Source organism: Nocardia sp. NPDC102475 (genome assembly GCF_055584605.1).
Map to the genome: position 1 here is coordinate 238,912 of NZ_JBVJLS010000010.1, position 17,436 is coordinate 256,347.

A 17,436-nucleotide genomic window follows, 5' to 3' on the forward strand; every position below is an offset into this window, starting at 1 on the left:
ACGACCGAAACTGCCCGTCCTAACCCAGGAGTTCATCCAGGAATAGGGCGGGCAGTGTCGTTTCGCCGGACTGTCCCGGTGTCGCACGCACTTCGGTGCGCAGCACGCGCAGGATGCCGAGCACACCGGGCCCCGCATCCAAAAGCGGCATGGTCCAACCGTGTTCGGCGCAGGTGGCCGCCGCGGGCAGCAGCAGTCCGGTGGCCTCGCCGACCCAGCCGGAGGCGGCCAGACATTCGGCGAGCAGCAGTACGGTATCCAATTCCGCTCGGGGACGGTGCTGTTCGACCATGCGAGCGTGCAGCGCGCGGGCCCGGCGCACCGCGCGATCGTCGGCGCGCAGCTGACGTTCGGACAGCAGCGCGCGGATCGCGGCGATCTCCTCCGCCTCGGCGGTCAGCGCCGCCGCGCCCGTCATCCGATGGGCCTGGTGAATAGTTCCGGAGATATCCGATTCGTATCCGGTCGCGGCGTCGACGACCCGCCGGGCCGCGGTATCGGTCAGCAGTCCCAGGCGCAGCCGCTCGGCGCGGATATGCGCGGCGAGCCGAATCAGTCTGTTATCGGCCGCGATTCGATCGCCCTCGTCGAGGCGGGCGGTCGCGGTGTACAGATCGCCGAGCGCGGCCTTGACCCTGGCACCGACCACGAAGGTGGAGATCAGGAAGTCCACCGGCCCGACCCGGGTGACCAGCTGATGGCTGTCGTCGAGCAACCGATCGGCGGTATCCAGATCGCCCCGGCGGTAACTCATTTCGCCGAGCAGCGCCGCGGCCACCCGCACCGCATCGGAGCGCGGTCCCGACTTCTGCCGTGCGGTCGCCCACGCCTGCTGGAAACAGCTTGTGGCAGTGGCGATATCGAGCTGTTCATAGGCCGCAGCACCCTTGCCGCACAGTCCGAAAACTTCGCCGAGCGGATCCTTGGATCGAGCGTGATACGGCGCCGCCCATTCCTGGATTTCGCGCGCCCCGTCGAAGTCGAACTCGCACAAGCGCACGAAGGAGGTCAGATTCGCGGCGGTCGATACGGTCCAGGCGGGTAGTTCATCGGGTTTCTCGAGGCATTCGGCCACCCGGTCGAGAACACCCTCGGTGTGGTCGCGCGCGATCTGATCCGAGGCCGCCAGCACCGCTGCCTGGCAGCGCTGCCGGTCCGCATCGTCATCGGTGCCCGACCCGCGCGCCAGCACATTGGACAAGCGGCCCAAGGCCGCGCGCGCCGCGGCGGGCTGCTGCAGATTCACATTCGCCCTGGCCACGGCCATCAGCAGTTTGGATCGCGAAGCCACCTGCTGAACCGGCAGCTTCGATACCGTCCCGAGCAGCGTCGCGAGGCGGGACTTATCGATGAGGTCCATGCCGCCACTCTCGAGCAGATCCAACGCCAATTTCAGATCCGTCGCCGCCAGCGCGTGATCGACCGACTTGCGCAGCAAATTATGTTCGGCGTACCAGCGAGATGCCTTGCGGTGCAATGCCCTCACCTTGCTCGGATCGGCACGCTCCAACCGCGCCCGCAGATGTTCGGCGAACAGCGGCTGCATCCGGAACCACTCGGGATCATGGGCAATGCGCCGGACGAACAACTCGCGCTGTTCGGCCTGCTCCAGCATCGATTCGCCGTCCGGCTCCTCCGACAGCGCCGAGGCCAGCGAACCACTGACCCGCTCGGTGATCGAGATCGAGGTCAGGAAGTCGAGCATCTTGGGTTCGAGGGTGTCCAGGACATTCTCGGCGAGATACTCGCGGATGCCGTGACTGCCCTCGGCCAGACTCGCGATCAATCGATCCGGATCGGCATTGCCGCGCAACGACAAACTCACCAGTTGTACCGCGGCGGGCCAGCCGTCGGTGGTCGCGTGGATTTCCTCGATCTGGTTATCGGTGAGCACGAATCCGTTGCGCTGCACCAGGATTTCCTTGGTTTCGTCGGTGGTCAGGCGCAACGCCGAGGAGCCTATCTCGACCAATTCGTCGTGCACCCGCATCCGACTGGTCGGCAGACCCGACTGCTCCCGACTGGTCACCACGAAGCGCAAGTGGTGACATCCGTTGTCCAGCAACGCATCCATCGCCCGCCGCGCACCCGCATCGCCGACCCGGTGCCAGTCGTCCACGATCACCACGACGGTGGTCCCGCCGGCGTGGATCTCATCGATCAGCGTGGAGATGACATAGGCGACCGCGTCGGCGGGCCGCTCCTCGAGCACCTGGTCCAAGCCCTCGCCGATATCCGGACATACCCGGCGGATCGCCTGGATGAGGTGGGCCAGGAACCAGATCTCGTTATCGTCGTACTGGTCGACACCGAGCCAGGCCACCGGGACCCCACCATCGCTCAGCTCGTTGCGCCACTGCGCGGCCACCGTGCTCTTACCGAATCCGGCCGGCGCGTGGATCACCGCGAGCCGGCGGCGGCCACCGGCGCGCAGCGTGTCCAGCAGGCGCGGGCGCGGCACCGGCTCGCGGGCCGGGGTCGGCGGGCGGAATTTCGTCGTCGCCGTCGGGGGCAGTGTCGGCGCGACCGAGGTCGAGTTGGCCGGATGCTGGGAGACCGCGGGACGCAATGTCAACGGCCAACTGCGGCGTGCGGTCACCGCCGGTCGCGTTACCGTCACCTCGGCCGCGTTCGGATGTTCCGTCTCATCCGGCGCCACCACCGAGGTATCCAGCAGCGCCATCTCATCGGGCATCTGATCGTGCTCGCGCTGTACCGTGCGCAGCAGCTCGCCGAACTCGAAGGCCGACGCGGGCCGGTTACCCGGATCGGTGTCCATCGCGTGCTGGATGGCATCGGCGACATCGTCGGGAATGTCGTGGCCGTGCAGATCCGGCACCGGCTGAGTGGTGATCCGCAGGAATTGTGCGACCACCTTCTCCCCTGACTGCCGTTCGAAGGCGGCATGGCCGGTCAGCAGGGCGAACAGCGTCGAGCCGAGTCCGTATACGTCGGAGTGGACGGTCGGTTCGTCGCCCTTGAGTACCTCGGGCGCGGTGAAGGCGGGTGAGCCCGTGATCAAACTGCTGGAAGTGCGGAAACCGCCCGGAATCCTGGCGATTCCGAAATCCGTCAGTTGCGGTTCGCCGTACGCACTGAGCAGGACATTCGCCGGTTTGACGTCCCGATGCAGAATCTGGGCCCGATGCGCACTCTCGATCGCGCCAGCCAGCTTCACCCCAGCCCGCAGCGAATCCGCCCAGGTGAGCGGGCCCTGGTCCCGAATGACCTGTTCGAGCGAGCCCCGGGTGCAGAAGGGCATCACGATGAACGGCTGGCCGGTGGGGGTGACATCGACCTGCAGGATGTCGACGATATTCGGATGGCCGGACAGCCGGCCCATCGCCTGCTCCTCGCGCAGGAATCGTTCCCGGCTCTCGGCATCGATCTCCGACGACAGCACCTTGACCGCGACCACCCGGTCCAATGCGTACTGGACACAGCGATACACCACCCCGAACCCGCCCCGGCCGATCTCGACCGCACCCGACAGGCCCATCGCCTCCAGCTCGTCGACGATATCGATGGGCGCATGCCGCTGTGTGTCCGATTCGGCCGAAGTCGATTCGGCGTTTGCCTTGCCCGAACGCATCTGTGGATTCATGTGACCACCTCGAATTCACATCGAATCGGCGTCACCGGCGACCGAGAAACACACGTACATCGGACATCGCGAAACGATCTCGCGATGCCCGATATGTCACGCACACTCCAACGTAGCGCGGTATCAACCCGAGTGGGTGGCTTTCGAAACGCGTGGTTGCGACCGCCTCAGCGCTCGGCCGCGGGCCTGGTCGCCGGATCGTAGAGAAACGAGATCCGCTCCATGACGTTCTTGCGCTGCGTGTTCTGGAACGCGGCGATCAACCAGCGACCGTCTTGGCGAACCATGGTGTAGGTCTGCGTTTTCGACAGCTCCTCGGGCTGTTTCGGGTCGCCCTTGTAGGTATCGCCGCGACTGGTGACGACGGCGGTATCCGGGCCGTAGAAACGGATGCCGAGAATCGAATCGGTGAGTTCGGTGCCCTTCTTGAAGCCCTTGAACAAGGCGCGGTGGCCCTCGACGATATCGGCGCGCCCCTGGTAGTAGGTACCGACGAAGCTGGTGTAGGCGGCGTCCTCGGTGAACAGAGCGCCGTAGGCGTCGGCGTCGCCGCGACCCCAGGCGTCGGCGAGTTGGTCGAGCAGATCACAGATTTCCCGGGCCGACTGCGGCGCGGGCGTAGTGACGGTGGTGCAGGCGCTCGTGCCGAGGTTGTGCACGTCCGAGGTCTGGTCCAGCCAGAGGTAGCCGCCGCCCGCGGCAATACCGAGGGTGATGGCGGAGGCGGCCAGGACGCGGGAAACGATGCGGCGGCGATTGCGGGGTGCGGGGGAGTTCATGGCGGATCCTTTGGGGCAGTGGGAGTTCAGCGCTCGGCGGCGGGGCGGGCGGCGGGGGTGGACAGGTAGGTGATGCGTTCCATGAGTTTGTTGCGTTTGGTGTTCTGGAAGGCGGCGATCAGCCAGCGGCCGTCGCGGCGGACCATGGTGTAGGTCTGGGTCTTGGTGAGCCGCTTGGGCTTGCTCTTGTAGGTGTCGCCATGGCTGTTGACCACGGCGGTATCCGCGCCGTAGAAGCGGATGTCGACGATGTCGTCGGCGAGCCGGGTGCCCTTCAGGACGCTGCCGAACAGGGCGCGATGCGAGGCGACGATATCGGCGCGGCCGCGGTAGAGGGTGCCGAGAAAGCTTGTGTAGGTGGCGTCTTCGGTGAAGACGGTGCCGTACGCGTCGGCATCGCCGCGGCCCCATGCGTCGACCAATTCCGCAAGCACGGCTTCGATCGCCTGGGTGTCACTGATGCTCATGATGGTCCTCCGTGCTAGATTTCTTCTTGGAAGAGCTTTCTTCGTTCAAGAAGTCTCTTCGTTGAAGAAGAGATTAGAAGATGGAGGTATTCGTGTCAACACCTGCCATGCGCCCGGACGCGAGCGAGGTCTACCGCCGCTATCTGAGCGCGGTCATGCTGCATGGACAGGCCGGTGCGCGCGCCGTCGATCTGGGCGCGACGGACCTCTACGCCCTGAACATCCTGGAACTCAACGGCGCCATGACGCCCGGCGAACTCGGCGCGCGCAGCGGACTGACCACCGGCCCGACCACCCGCCTCATCGATCGCCTGGAAGACGCGGGCTATGTGCGGCGCGTTCCGGTGCCCGGCGACCGCCGCAAGGTAATCGTCGAATTGATCGACAAGCCAGCCGATCTCGACGAAATCCTGGCCCCCGCCCGCCGCGCCATCGGCGAAATCCTCGGCGGCTATTCCGCCGAACAGCGTGAAGTGCTGTTCGACTACTTCACCCGCGCCGCGGACGCGTACTACCAGGCGGCGGAGGATCTGCGGCCCAGCTGAACTGCGAGCCAGCCGCTGGACCTACTACTGGACGGCCAGTGCCACGATCTGGGTGACCTGCTTATCCGAAAAGTTGTTGTCGCTGACCAGGATCAGGGTGCGTTCGCCCGACGGCAGGCGCGGCCCCCAGGTCATGCCCTCGATATTGTCGATGGGGTCGAGCCCGAGATCGGCGAGGTCGACCAGCAAGCGCTTGGCGACCGGCCGGGCGGTGCCGAGCGGAGCATCGAGGACATTGGTCGCGCCATTGATATCGGCCTCGTAGATCCGGATCTTATTGCCGACGCCGAGCACGTAAGAGCGTTCCAGGACAAGGAATTTCGTGGGATCGAGCGGATCGGCGGCCAGGATCGAGGCAATGCCGTTCATACCCTGGCCCGGCTCCGGACTCGACTCGGCGAATACCGGCTCCATCGGGTAGGCGTACTGAGCGAGCAGCGGGCCGAAGCGCACCTGTACCGTAATCCGTGAAGTGGCGCCGGTTTTCGCCGTTGCGACAGGGCCGTCCTGCAGCAGCGGGCCCTCGACGGAGGTCACGAACAGGGCGCCGCCCGCCGCGAAGGTCGCGCCCTCGAGCGCGAGATTCTGGCGCGGGCCGGTGGTCGGGCGCATCCGCTCGTTCTCCGGAATCGGGAGTTCGGCAGTGAAAGCGCCGTCCGGGTGGGTGATTCGGACCGACGGGTCGGCGAGCACGGCATCGGTGCGCTCACCCTCCTGCGTCCAGAAGTAGTCACCGGTCCACGGGTCGACCCGAATCTCCTCCGGATCCAAGGACTTCGGCGCGTACAGCGAGCCGTCCGGAGTACGCAGCGGGCGGGTCCCGGTGAACATCACCGGACCGACGCCGCCCTCGCCCACACCGAATCGCGCGGTATAGCAGCGCGCCGGATCCCGCTCGGACCTGTCGTCGCTGATCAACACGTATTCGCCGGTGCTCGGCTGAAAATCGATACCGGACAGTCCCCCGACCGTGGTGCCCTGGAAGTCCATGTCGAACGGAATGATCTGCTGGCCGAGTAAGCGCACCGGTGCGACATCGGACGCGACCGGCTGCGGCGCTGCGTTGGCAACCGGGGCGACAGCACATGCGAGCGCGACGGCCGCTACCAGCAGGGACCCTCTACTTCTGACCACAATCAACCACCGTATCGACGATGCCGGTCGCACAGGTTAACAGCATCCGAAATCGACGCCCGGAAAGGCGAAAGCCCGCCACCGCGAAATGCGGTGGCGGGCTGACCTTTTCGAGCGACCTGCAAGCAGTCGCTACGGCCCGTTGCGAGTTACCGCGTGACTACTTGCGCAGCGAGGCCGGGACCTCGAAGCGCTCGCCGTAGGTCTTGGCGAGGTAGTCGGCGCGCTCGACGAAGGCCGCCTGGCCGCCCGGGTAACCGACGATGTACTGGTGCACACCGCCGGTCCAGGCCGGGAAGCCGATGCCGAAGATCGAGCCGATGTTGGCGTCGGCGGTGGTGATGAGCACACCCTCGTCGAAGCACTTCTGGGTCTCGATCGCCTCGATGAACAGCATGCGGTCGATCAGATCCTGCAGCGGCACACCGAAACCGGCGGTGGTCTTGAAGTGCTCGCGCAGACCCGGCCACAGGCCGAGACGCTTGCCGTCCTCGTCGTACTCGTAGAAACCGGCCTTGCCCAGGCGACCCGGGCGACCCTGCTCGACCAGGTAGTCGATGACATCCTGCGCCGGGTGCCGCTTCACACCCAGGGTGTTGTCACCCTTCTCGGCGGCCTCCAGGGTCTCCTTGGCGATCTTCTGCATCAGCGTCAGGTTCAGCTCGTCCGACAGCTGCAGCGGCGCGGCCGGGTAGCCCGCCTGCAGACCGGCCTGCTCGATGGTCGCGGGCTCGATGCCCTCGTTGAGCATGGCGATCGCCTCGTTGACGAAGGTGCCGATCACGCGCGAGGTGAAGAAGCCGCGGCTGTCGTTGACGACGATCGGGGTCTTCTTGATCGCGAGGGTGTAGTCGAACACCCGGGCCAGCGCCTCGTCGGAGGTCTTCTCACCCTTGATGATCTCCACCAGCGGCATCTTGTCGACCGGCGAGAAGAAGTGGATGCCGATGAAGTCCTCCTGGCGCTTCACACCGGTCGCCAGACCGGTGATCGGCAGGGTGGAGGTGTTCGAGCCCAGCAGCGCGTCCGGGGTGACGACGTCCTCGATCTCCTGGAACACCTTGTGCTTGAGCTCGGTGTTCTCGAAAACCGCCTCGATGACGAAGTCGACACCGGCGAAGTCGGCCGCATCCGCGGACGGCTTGATCCGGTCCAGCAGCGCCTTGGACTTCTCCTCGGTGGTCTTGCCCCGGGAAAGGGCCTTGGCCTCGATCTTCTCGGAGTAGTTCTTACCGCGCTCGGCCGCCTCGATGGTGACGTCCTTCAGCACGACCTCGTAGCCCGCCTTGGCCGAGACGTAGGCGATGCCCGCGCCCATCATGCCCGCACCGAGCACGCCGACCTTGCGGATCTCCTTCTTCGGGACATCCTTGGGCCGCGAGCCGCCGTTGTTGATCGACTGCAGGTCGAAGAAGAACGCCTGGATCATGTTCTTCGCGACCGGGCCGGTCAGCAGCGAGACGAAGTAGCGCGATTCGATCAGCGACGCGTTGTCGATATCGACCTGCGAACCCTCGACCGCGGCCGACATGATGGCGCGCGGCGCGGGCATGTTGGTGCCCTTGAGCTGCTTGCGCAGGTTGGCCGGGAAGGCCGGGAGATTTGCTGCAAATGCGGGCGAAGACGGTGTACCGCCCGGGATCTTGAAGCCCTTCTTGTCCCAGGGCTGCACGCCACCCTCGGGGTTGGCCTTGATCCACGCCTTGGCGGCGGGCACCAGCTCCTCGACCGAGCCGACGACCTCGTTGATCAGGCCGATCTCCTTGGCCTTGCCTGGGCGGTACTTGTTGCCCTGCAGCAGGAACTGCATCAGCGCGCCCTGCAGGCCGAACATGCGCACGGTGCGGATGACACCGCCACCGGCGGGCAGCAGGCCCAGGGTCGCCTCGGGCAGGCCGAGCTGCACGCCCGGCACATCCGCGGCGATCCGGTAGTGGGTCGCCAGGGTGATCTCCAGGCCACCGCCGAGCGCGGCGCCGTTGATCGCCGAGACGACCGGCTTGCCCAGGGTCTCCAGCCGGCGCAGCGCCGACTTGATGGTGCCGAGCTCCTCCATGAGGGCCTGGCCGTCTTCCGGGCCGACCTTCATCATGTTCTTCAGGTCGCCGCCGGCGAAGAAGGTCTTCTTCGCGGAGGTGATCACCACGCCGGTGATGCTGTCCTTCTCGGCCTCGAGCCGGTCGACAGTCGCGGTCATCGACGTCTTGTACAGCTCGTTCATCGTGTTGGCGCCCTGGTTCGGGTCGTCCATCGTCAAAACGACGATGCCGTCCGAATCCTGCTCCCAACCGATCATGTTGGTCTCGCTCACAGCTCTGTGTCTCCTGTGTCTAATTGGCGGCTGTCGGTTGGGGTTAGACGCGCTCGATAATCGTGGCGACGCCCATGCCGCCACCGATGCAGAGGGTGACCAGCGCGTAGCGGCCGTTGCGGCGCTCCAGCTCGTCGACCATGGTGCCGGTGATCATTGCGCCGGTGGCGCCGAGCGGGTGGCCCATCGCGATGGCGCCGCCGTTGACGTTCAGCTTCTCGTCCGGGATCTGCAGATCCTTCTGGAACTTCAGCACCACCGAGGCGAAGGCCTCGTTGATTTCGACCAGGTCGATGTCGTCGAGGGTCAGACCTGCCTTGGCCAGCACCTTCTTGGCGGCCGGGGTCGGACCGGTCAGCATGATGGTGGAGTCGGCGCCGCTGGTGGCGGTCGCGACGACGCGCGCACGCGGAGTCAGGCCGGAAGCCTTGCCCGCCTCTTCCGAACCGATCAGCACCAGTGCGGCGCCGTCGACGATGCCCGAGCTGTTGCCACCGTGGTGGACGTGGTTGATCTTCTCGACGAAGTGGAACTTCTGCAGCGCCACGGCGTCGAAGCCGCCCATTTCACCGACCACGGCGAAGGACGGGTTCAGCTTGGCCAGGTCCTCGGCTGTGGTGCCCGGACGCATGTGCTCGTCGTTGTCGAGGACGACGAGGCCGTTCTGGTCCTTGACCGGAACGATCGACTTGGCGAAGTAGCCGCCGGTGGTGGCCTTGGCGGCAAGCTCCTGCGAGCGCACGGCGTAGGCGTCCACGTCATCGCGGGAGAAGCCCTCGATGGTGGCGATCAGGTCGGCGGAGACACCCTGCGGCACGAAGTAGGTGTCGTAGTTGGTGGCCGGGTCCAGCGCCCAGGCGCCACCGTCGGAGCCCATCGGCACGCGGGACATGGACTCGACGCCACCGGCCAGAACCAGGTCGTCGAAGCCCGAGCGGACCTTCTGTGCGGCCAGGTTGACGGCCTCGAGGCCGGAGGCGCAGAAGCGGTTGAGCTGGAAGCCGCCGACGGTGTCGGGCAGCCCGGCCACGGTCACGGCGGTGCGGGCGATATCGGCGCCCTGGTCACCCACCGGCGCGACGACGCCCAGGATCAGGTCGGAGATCCGGTCCTCGTCGAGGTTCGGGAAACGGCCGCGCAGCTCCTGGATCAGACCAACAGTCAGGTCGATCGGCTTGACCGAGTGCAGCGAACCGTTCTTCTTGCCGCGTCCGCGCGGGGTGCGGATGGCCTCGTAAATGTAGGCCTCTGTGGTCATATCGGAGTGTTCCTTCCTTAAGGGTGCGGCGGCCGAACATTCGTCCGTCCATGCGAGTGACCTCGCCGATCGGTCCGGAGACCGACCGTCCTGACGCTGTACAAAAGTCGACAAGCAGCGGCGATGACGAGTTCTTGATACCCGCATGCCTCCGCATACCATAGAACTTCGCCACACCGCGGCTCGCGGCCACCCGTTCATACTACCGTGGTGTGCGAACTCCGGTTAACTTAACGTCTTGTGAACGAGGGTTGTCAACCATCCAGCCGTGTGGCACCCAGCTCACTTTTGAGCAACTCCAAGGCCACCTCATCCGGGTCGCGCCGATCCCCTGGCGCCACCGGGGTCTGCGATTCGGCCAGCATCTCCTGTTCCTCCTCCGGAGTGGAGGGCGGCGGGACGCCATCGACCGGCGCGTAATCCATCGGGCCCGGGTCATCCGGTAGATCCGGGAAGTCGGGCGGCGGAATATCGTCGTCGCCGCGGAACGACCGTGCGTCACCACTCGGTGCGGGCCGCTGACCAGGTCCCCCCGCCGGATCGGAGGCCGCCGCCCTGGCCTGACTCGGCCGGGAGAACCGCGGCGGCGCAGGTGCATCCGAAGCGCGTCCGGCCGGGTTGCCGGATTCACGTCCCGGCGCACCAGCGGCCTGCTGCCCGGCCTGACCACGCCCCCGACTCGCCTTCGGCGCGGCAGCCGCGGGCCGAGGCGCGGCCCCACCCGCTTCCCAGCGCACCGGATGATCGCTGCCCAGCACGGCCCGCACCGCCGACCGCACCGCCTCCACGTTCCGCGGATCCGACAACCGCTGCGCCAACGGCGCATGCTGATGCGCGAATACGATCACCTCCCCCTCGATCCGCGCCACCGACGCCCCCGAGAGCAACGCCTGCACCGTAGGCCCGAACTCCCGAACCTTCGCCCGAATCTCCGCCCAGGCCCCCTCCACCACCCGCAACAAATCCCCATCCCCCTGCCCACCGGCCTCCGCACCGGCTTGGTCCGCGAGCCCCTGCGCACCGCTCTCCTGCACGGCACCTTGCGCGCGCCCCTGCCGCGCAGCAGCTCGCGCGCCGCCCTGCGGCGCCGCACCACCCGGGCCCGCCCCGGTCGTCGACTCACTCAGTTGCGCCGCACCAGCTGCGGTCCGATCCGCGACACCTCGCTCCGACCGTTGCACCGCAGCGTCGTGGTGCGCCGCGGCACTCGTGCCCGCGCCACTGGTCTGCTCGCTCGATTGCGCCGCGCCGGCCCTGGACGCCGCCTCTGCCGCAGCCTGGTCGGACTGCCGAGCCGAAATCGACTGCGCAACTTCCGAATTAGACGGCGCTTGCCCCTCGCCGACCCCGGCGTAGTCGCGCTCTCGCGGCGCCGTTGTCTCGGAGACCGCCTGCGTCCCTTCGGATTCCAGCAATCCGGCGGCAGCCTGCGAACCCGCGTCGCCCGCCGAGTCGGCCGCACCGCGACCGGATGCGGCGGCCCGATCCGCAGATTCGACGCCTGAAGAGGCGAAAGCCTGACTAGGTGCGGCATCGGTCGGGGCAGCCCCAGCACCCGACGAAGCATCAGAGCGCGCTTGTCCCACAGACGCCGCATCAACGGGCGCGCCGCTCGTCTCGTCGGAGGCATCGACTCCGGCCGGCTCTGCCGCAACGACCTGTTCAGTGCTCGAACCCGGATCGACAGCCGTGCGATCGGCATCCGTCTGCGTCTCGCCACGCTCGGCCGTCGAATCATCCGGCACGAAAGCGAATCCGGCTCCGGCATCGGCTTGACCTGCGGCTGCACCCTGCTCGACAGAATGCCCGCGCGCGGTCGAAGCCTCTTCCGCCAATGAGGTCTGTGTTGCCGCAGCGCTCGGTCCGACCGCAGGATCCGGCCCACCGGCCGGCCCCTCTGGATCAGCACCATGCCCGGCGGTCGAGTGCTGTTCAACAGCCGCTGCCCGCTCTGCAGGCAGGCTCTGCCCAAGGCCACCAGCCTGCACTGGAGCACCAGCCTGCACTGGAGCGCTCGCGGGGCTCGCGCCTGCACGGGTGGCGTCCTTTTCGCGGCGGGCGGCGGCGAGGAGCTCTGCGCCCCGGCGGCGGGGTTCGTTGGACGAACGCGACGGTGTCGATTGAGCTGGGGCTGGGGCGTCGGGCTGCGCCGGAGCGGATGGGGCCGCGACGGTGGGCGGTGCCATTGCTCCGGTGGCTATGCCGCGTTCGAGGCGCTCCAGGCGTTGCAGGGTTGCGGATTCGGCGTCGGAGACCGATGGGAGGAGCATGCGGGCGCAGACGATTTCGAGCAGCAGGCGCGGGGCGGTGGCGCCGCGCATTTCGCCGAGGCCCTCGTGCAGGAGTCCGGCGTGCCGGGCCAGGGTGGCCGGGCCGGTGCGTTCGGCCTGTTCGCGCATGCGGTCCAGGACATCGCCGGGGCCGGAGACAAGGCCGCGGTCGGCGGCATCGGGGACAGCCTGCAGCAGGATCAGGTCGCGCAGCCGTTCCAGCAGATCGACGGCGAAGCGGCGCGGATCGTGACCCGCCTCCATGACGCGATCGATAGTGCCGAAGAGGGCAGCGCCGTCACCGGCGGCGAGCGCGTCGATCGCATCGTCGATCAGCGCGACATCGGTGACGCCGAGCAGCGAAACCGCCCGCGAATAGGTGACGCCCTCGGGGCCGGCGCCCGCGAGCAACTGGTCCAGCACACTCAAGCTGTCGCGCGGCGACCCACCGCCAGCGCGAATCACCAACGGGTACACCGCCTCCTCGACCGATACCTGCTCCTGCTCGCAGATCTTGCCGAGCAGTCCACGCATGGTGGCGGGCGGCAGCAACCGGAACGGGTAGTGGTGCGTGCGGGACCGGATGGTGGGCAGCACCTTGTCCGGCTCGGTGGTGGCGAAGATGAAGATCAGATGGGCGGGCGGCTCCTCGACGATCTTGAGCAGCGCATTGAACCCGGCCGTGGTGACCATATGCGCCTCGTCGACGATGAACACCCGATACCGCGACTCCGCGGGCGCGTAGAAGGCCCGATCGCGCAGTTCGCGCGTGTCGTCGACACCGCCGTGACTCGCGGCGTCCAGTTCGATCACATCGAGATTCCCCGGACCGCCCGGGCCGAGCGCCACACAGGACGGGCAGACGCCGCATGGTGTCGAGGTCGGGCCCTGCACACAGTTCAACGAGCGCGCGAGGATGCGCGCCGAGGAGGTCTTGCCACAGCCCCGGGGACCGGAGAACAGATAGGCATGACTGATGCGACCGGTGTCGAGTGCGGTACTCAGCGGGTCGGTGACGTGCTCCTGACCCACCACTTCAGCGAACGTTGCCGGTCGGTACTTCCGGTACAGAGCCACGGCCCGAGGTTACCGGCGCCCACCGACAAAGCACATTCCCCTCGACCGACAGGCCGGGCGCGGCGTGACGCCGGGCGTTTCGCGACAGTAATGTGATGTAGATCACAGGATGCACGGATCTTTGTTAGCCCCCACTGATCAGCGCCGAAGGTGGCAAAGTCGGAGCAATCGAAGATCGAGAACGGACGAACAGCGAATTTTGGCGCCCGTCCAGTGCACTTCGCGGCGATTAGTTGAACTCACGCCCCGGTTCGAGCTCTATTTGCGGAGATAACGAATCAATCAACGAGCATGACATATACGCAATCGCCTGGCTACCGTGGTTAGCGGCAACTTCGGTAGCCAAACCTTCATCAGGTTGGTGGCCCCGGCCGGTCCCTCATCCCGACCGGGGCACAACCTGAAATCCACAATTTCCGGCGCACTTCGCCGAACTCACACCACTTCCACCGGAGGATATTTCCACCGTGCCGTCGTGTGACGACATCGCCGCCGCCTGGCTTTCGAGCACCGATTTCGCCGACGACCATGCCGCCGTCGACCTGCTCAGCCGGGCGATCAGCCCCCAGGACTTCGCGATCAAGCGCGATTCGCTACCGGTGGCCGCAGCCGCCGATCCGTCGACCGCCGCCGCCATCCTCGAACTACTGGAACGCGGCCAGGTGCCGACCATGGCGGCGATCCGCACCCTCACGGCGCAGAACGAGATGCGCCGGGAGGCCGAACGCATCGAACGCCTCGGCCGCCGAGCCCAGCGCAGCATCGATGACTTCGGCCGGGTGCTCGCCCGGCTGGCCGAGGACCATTGGCTCGCGCACGGTGCCGGCCCCACCCGACGTGACGTACTGCAGTCCGAACCGGTGATGACACTGATCCGGGACCGGATCGGCGATATCGCCCCGACCGCGGTGAAACACCTCTGGTTGATCGAGCGCGCCCAGCGTGCCGGCTGGATCGCCTCCAATGCCAATGCCGGATCGCTTTGCGCCGCAAGACGTTTCTACTCCGCCAAGTACGGCAATCGGGTCTCGCTGCGACCGGTCAATACGATCGGCACGATCGTCGCGACCTACCTGCGCGACTATCTGGCCGAAAATGACCGCGCGCCGCGCTGGTCCACCCTCGCCCACGACCTGCGCGACGATCGCGGCCGCCGGCTCTTCCACGACACCGCCGACGCGCGCATCCAGCGCCGGTGGCTCACCACCGCCGAATGGATGGCCGAGAGCGAGGACCTTCCGGTGCCCGGGCGACGCGGTCTGCGCGCCTTGGCCAAGAAGGCGCGGCGCTGAACTGTCTGGGCCGACACCCAGCGACGATGTGAGCATTCGGTAACTTCTTCGCAACGCATGTACGCGTGGAAGGAGTTACCCCGTGTCCCCAACCATCGATCCCGCGGCCACCGCCTGGCTGCTCGTCAGCACGGCCCTGGTGCTGCTGATGACGCCCGCGCTGGCGATTTTCTACGGCGGGATGGTGCGCTCGACCGGCGTACTCAACATGCTGATGATGAACTTCATCGCGATCCCGCTGGTGACCGTGGTGTGGCTACTGGCCGGTTACAGCCTGGCCTTCGGCGACGACGCGGGCGGCGGTCTGATCGGTGATCTCGGCCACTTCGGGATGGCGGGCATCGATCCGAATTCCGTTCACGGCACCGTTCCGGAGCTGCTGTTCGCCACCTTCCAGCTGACCTTCGCCATCCTGACCGCGGCACTGGTCAGCGGCGCGATCGCGGACCGCGCCAAATTCGCGGGCTGGATGGTGTTCGTGCCGCTGTGGGCGCTGGTGGTCTATGTGCCGATCGCGCACTGGGTGTGGGGGCCGGACGGCTGGCTGGCCTCCTTCGGCGCGCTCGACTACTCGGGCGGCATGGTCGTGGAGATCGCCTCTGGCGCCTCGGCGCTGGCACTGGCCCTCGTGCTCGGCCCGCGCATCGGCTTCAAGACCGATGCGATGCGTCCGCACAACCTGCCGTTCGTACTGCTCGGGGCGGGTCTACTGTGGTTCGGCTGGTTCGGTTTCAATGCCGGGTCGGCACTATCGGCGAACGGTATTGCGGCAGCGGTATTCCTGAACACTCTGGTCGCGGGCTGTCTGGGCATGCTCGGCTGGCTCGCGGTCGAGCAGATCCGCGACGGTCGGCCGACCACCTTCGGTGCGGCCTCGGGTGTGGTGGCCGGTCTGGTCGCGATCACACCTTCGTGTGGTTCGGTGAACACGCTCGGATCGCTCATCGTAGGTTTGGCAGCGGGTGTGGTGTGTTCGTTCGCGGTCGGCTGGAAATTCAAGGCGGGCTACGACGATTCGCTCGATGTGGTCGGCGTTCACTTCGTCGGCGGCATCGTCGGCACGCTGCTGATCGGACTGTTGGCCAACCAGGTGATGACCGGTGGTGTCGAGGGCCTGTTCTACGGCGGCGGCCTCGCGCAGTTCGGCAAGCAACTGGTCGGCGTGCTGGTGGTCGCGGCGTATGCGTTCGCTGTCTCCTTCGTGCTCGGCAAGGCCATCGACCGGTTCCTCGGTTTCCGGGTCAGCAAGGAAGACGAGACCGCGGGCATCGACTTCGCACTGCATGCGGAGACCGCGTATGCCGAAGGCGTGCACGGACATGCGCCACGGCGGCTCGGCGAGGGGCACTTCGGTCATTCGCACGGCGGCGATCACTGACACGAAACACCAACAGATCACGACACCTTGGCTGAGCCCGAAGTTGCGACGTGTCCGTTGCGGCCGACGACTCGGTTACGCGACGTCGTCCGAGGATGCCAGCCAGGTGTTGCACTGGGGTGTCCGGTCGGTCTTGTAGCCCTGTGCGAACCAGTCCCCAGCGTTCTGCCCGGTGCCGTGATCGCGCGCGTCACCCTGCTTGTCGCCGCGCCCATACGTGTCCTGCGTGGCGCGCGCCCCTTGCGCATCGGTAAAGGCGCCATCGTAGACCGATGTGCCGACGTACATTCCGGAGAAGCACTGCGCTTGCAACTCCAAGCGGCGTGACAACTCCAGCCCGCGAGCGCTGCGAGTGCCCGCCGCGCCGCGTTCGGTATTCATCTGCTGTGTCATCCCGGAGATCGCCTGCACGTGGTGGCCGTACTCGTGAGCGAAAACCGCCAGGTAGATCACCACATCATTGCCGTACTTCTCGAGCTGGATGTGATCGAGCGGCATGTAGATCGTATGGTTGGCCGAACAGTAGAACGCCGCATAGCTACCACCGGATGAGGTACACGGCGACGGCTCGTCCTCCGCTCGGGCGGGCGCCCGAACATTCGGGCTGGAGAACGGCAGATTCGACCCCTGCAGGGCCTGCCGCCACTTCTTGTCCAGACAAGCCGCGGCGGCCTCGAAGAACCGTTGGGCTGCGGCAGCCGTCGCGGCCCAGGACGGATAACCGCACTCGACATTGATCAGCCCGGTGTCGGCGTCGCTGAACAGCGGATTATCTCCGAGCTTCGCAACCGGTTGCGGCCCAGCGGGTTTCGTCGTCGTCGGCGCGGCGGCGCGACTGGTGGTCGCCGCCGCGGCGCTCGATGTCGGGCTCGGCGAGGAGGTCGACGAAGTCGGCGGAGTGTAGGTGTAGCTCGGCGTCGGCGGAGTGTAGGCCGACGGGCGGTTGCGCTTCTTCTCGTTGTCGGCCGAAATCGCCGAGGCGACAAACAGTCCGACGACCAAGATGATGGCCGTCAGTACACCGAGCAGTGCACTGAGCCAAGCACCCGAACTCCGGCGTCGCGGCGGGTACGGACGCGGCGGATAACCCGGCCGCTGATACGGCATCGGCGGACCGTACGGCGCCGCGTAGGGCGGAGAAGGACCGGGCGGATAACCCTGTGGCAGGCCATATCCCGGCGGTTGCTGGTATCCGGGTGCCGGTTGGTATCCGGGTGCCGGTTGGTATCCGGGCGGCGGCTGGTAGCCGGGTGCCGGTTGGTATCCGGGCGGCGGCTGGTAGCCGGGCGGCGAACCATAGCCGTAGGGCGGCTGCGTCATC

11 protein-coding genes are annotated in these 17,436 nt (G+C 66.8%); 3 read left to right on the forward strand and 8 right to left on the reverse strand.

Annotation, left to right across the window (positions count from 1 at the left end; all coding sequences use genetic code 11):
• Positions 1-19 precede the first annotated feature (19 nt).
• The 3 genes from ACZ60G_RS20215 to ACZ60G_RS20225 all read right to left on the reverse strand — a co-directional run bounded on the left by ACZ60G_RS20215 (position 20) and on the right by ACZ60G_RS20225 (position 4,850).
• The gene (locus ACZ60G_RS20215) at positions 20-3,604 is read right to left on the reverse strand and encodes a protein kinase domain-containing protein (protein ID WP_465811559.1); all 3,585 of its coding nucleotides are present in this window, start codon (positions 3,602-3,604) and stop codon (positions 20-22) included.
• Positions 3,605-3,771: 167 nt separating this feature from the next.
• A complete protein-coding gene (locus ACZ60G_RS20220; RefSeq protein ID WP_465811560.1) occupies positions 3,772-4,383 on the reverse strand; it encodes an SgcJ/EcaC family oxidoreductase in 612 nt (203 codons plus the stop codon).
• A 26-nt stretch (positions 4,384-4,409) separates the two neighbouring features.
• A complete protein-coding gene (locus tag ACZ60G_RS20225; RefSeq protein ID WP_465811561.1) occupies positions 4,410-4,850 on the reverse strand; it encodes an SgcJ/EcaC family oxidoreductase in 441 nt (146 codons plus the stop codon).
• A gap of 92 nt (positions 4,851-4,942) precedes the next feature.
• Between ACZ60G_RS20225 and ACZ60G_RS20230 the strand changes: the two genes are divergently transcribed.
• Entirely contained in the window at positions 4,943-5,395 is a 453-nt protein-coding gene (locus ACZ60G_RS20230; protein ID WP_218007503.1) for a MarR family winged helix-turn-helix transcriptional regulator, read from the forward strand.
• A 24-nt stretch (positions 5,396-5,419) separates the two neighbouring features.
• Here ACZ60G_RS20230 and ACZ60G_RS20235 read toward each other — a convergent pair whose 3' ends face one another.
• The 4 genes from ACZ60G_RS20235 to ACZ60G_RS20250 all read right to left on the reverse strand — a co-directional run bounded on the left by ACZ60G_RS20235 (position 5,420) and on the right by ACZ60G_RS20250 (position 13,445).
• Positions 5,420-6,529, reverse strand: a complete 1,110-nt coding sequence (locus tag ACZ60G_RS20235; protein WP_465811562.1) for an esterase-like activity of phytase family protein — start codon at positions 6,527-6,529, stop codon at positions 5,420-5,422.
• A gap of 160 nt (positions 6,530-6,689) precedes the next feature.
• Positions 6,690-8,840: a 3-hydroxyacyl-CoA dehydrogenase NAD-binding domain-containing protein gene (locus ACZ60G_RS20240; RefSeq protein ID WP_465811621.1), complete on the reverse strand. Its 2,151-nt coding sequence runs from the start codon at positions 8,838-8,840 to the stop codon at positions 6,690-6,692.
• Between the two features lie 43 nt (positions 8,841-8,883).
• Positions 8,884-10,098: an acetyl-CoA C-acetyltransferase gene (locus ACZ60G_RS20245; protein ID WP_465811563.1), complete on the reverse strand. Its 1,215-nt coding sequence runs from the start codon at positions 10,096-10,098 to the stop codon at positions 8,884-8,886.
• Between the two features lie 254 nt (positions 10,099-10,352).
• The gene (locus ACZ60G_RS20250) at positions 10,353-13,445 is read right to left on the reverse strand and encodes a DNA polymerase III subunit gamma and tau (RefSeq protein ID WP_465811564.1); all 3,093 of its coding nucleotides are present in this window, start codon (positions 13,443-13,445) and stop codon (positions 10,353-10,355) included.
• 467 nt (positions 13,446-13,912) lie between these two features.
• On the opposite strand from ACZ60G_RS20250, the gene ACZ60G_RS20255 reads away from it, so the two are divergent.
• On the forward strand, positions 13,913-14,737 hold the full coding sequence (locus ACZ60G_RS20255) for a hypothetical protein (RefSeq protein WP_465811565.1): 825 nt from the start codon (positions 13,913-13,915) through the stop codon (positions 14,735-14,737).
• 82 nt (positions 14,738-14,819) lie between these two features.
• Positions 14,820-16,115, forward strand: a complete 1,296-nt coding sequence (locus ACZ60G_RS20260; RefSeq protein ID WP_465811566.1) for an ammonium transporter — start codon at positions 14,820-14,822, stop codon at positions 16,113-16,115.
• Between the two features lie 75 nt (positions 16,116-16,190).
• Here ACZ60G_RS20260 and ACZ60G_RS20265 read toward each other — a convergent pair whose 3' ends face one another.
• On the reverse strand, positions 16,191-17,435 hold the full coding sequence (locus ACZ60G_RS20265; protein ID WP_465811567.1) for a neutral zinc metallopeptidase: 1,245 nt from the start codon (positions 17,433-17,435) through the stop codon (positions 16,191-16,193).
• Position 17,436 lies beyond the last annotated feature (1 nt).

Excerpts from the sequence above, each read along its gene's own strand:
- ACZ60G_RS20245 (WP_465811563.1), bottom strand. The coding sequence starts at position 10,098 with ATGACCACAGAGGCCTACATTTACGAGGCCATCCGCACCCCGCGCGGA.
- ACZ60G_RS20265 (WP_465811567.1), bottom strand. The coding sequence starts at position 17,435 with ATGACGCAGCCGCCCTACGGCTATGGTTCGCCGCCCGGCTACCAGCCG.
- ACZ60G_RS20215 (WP_465811559.1), bottom strand. The coding sequence starts at position 3,604 with ATGAATCCACAGATGCGTTCGGGCAAGGCAAACGCCGAATCGACTTCG.
- ACZ60G_RS20220 (WP_465811560.1), bottom strand. The coding sequence starts at position 4,383 with ATGAACTCCCCCGCACCCCGCAATCGCCGCCGCATCGTTTCCCGCGTC.
- ACZ60G_RS20225 (WP_465811561.1), bottom strand. The coding sequence starts at position 4,850 with ATGAGCATCAGTGACACCCAGGCGATCGAAGCCGTGCTTGCGGAATTG.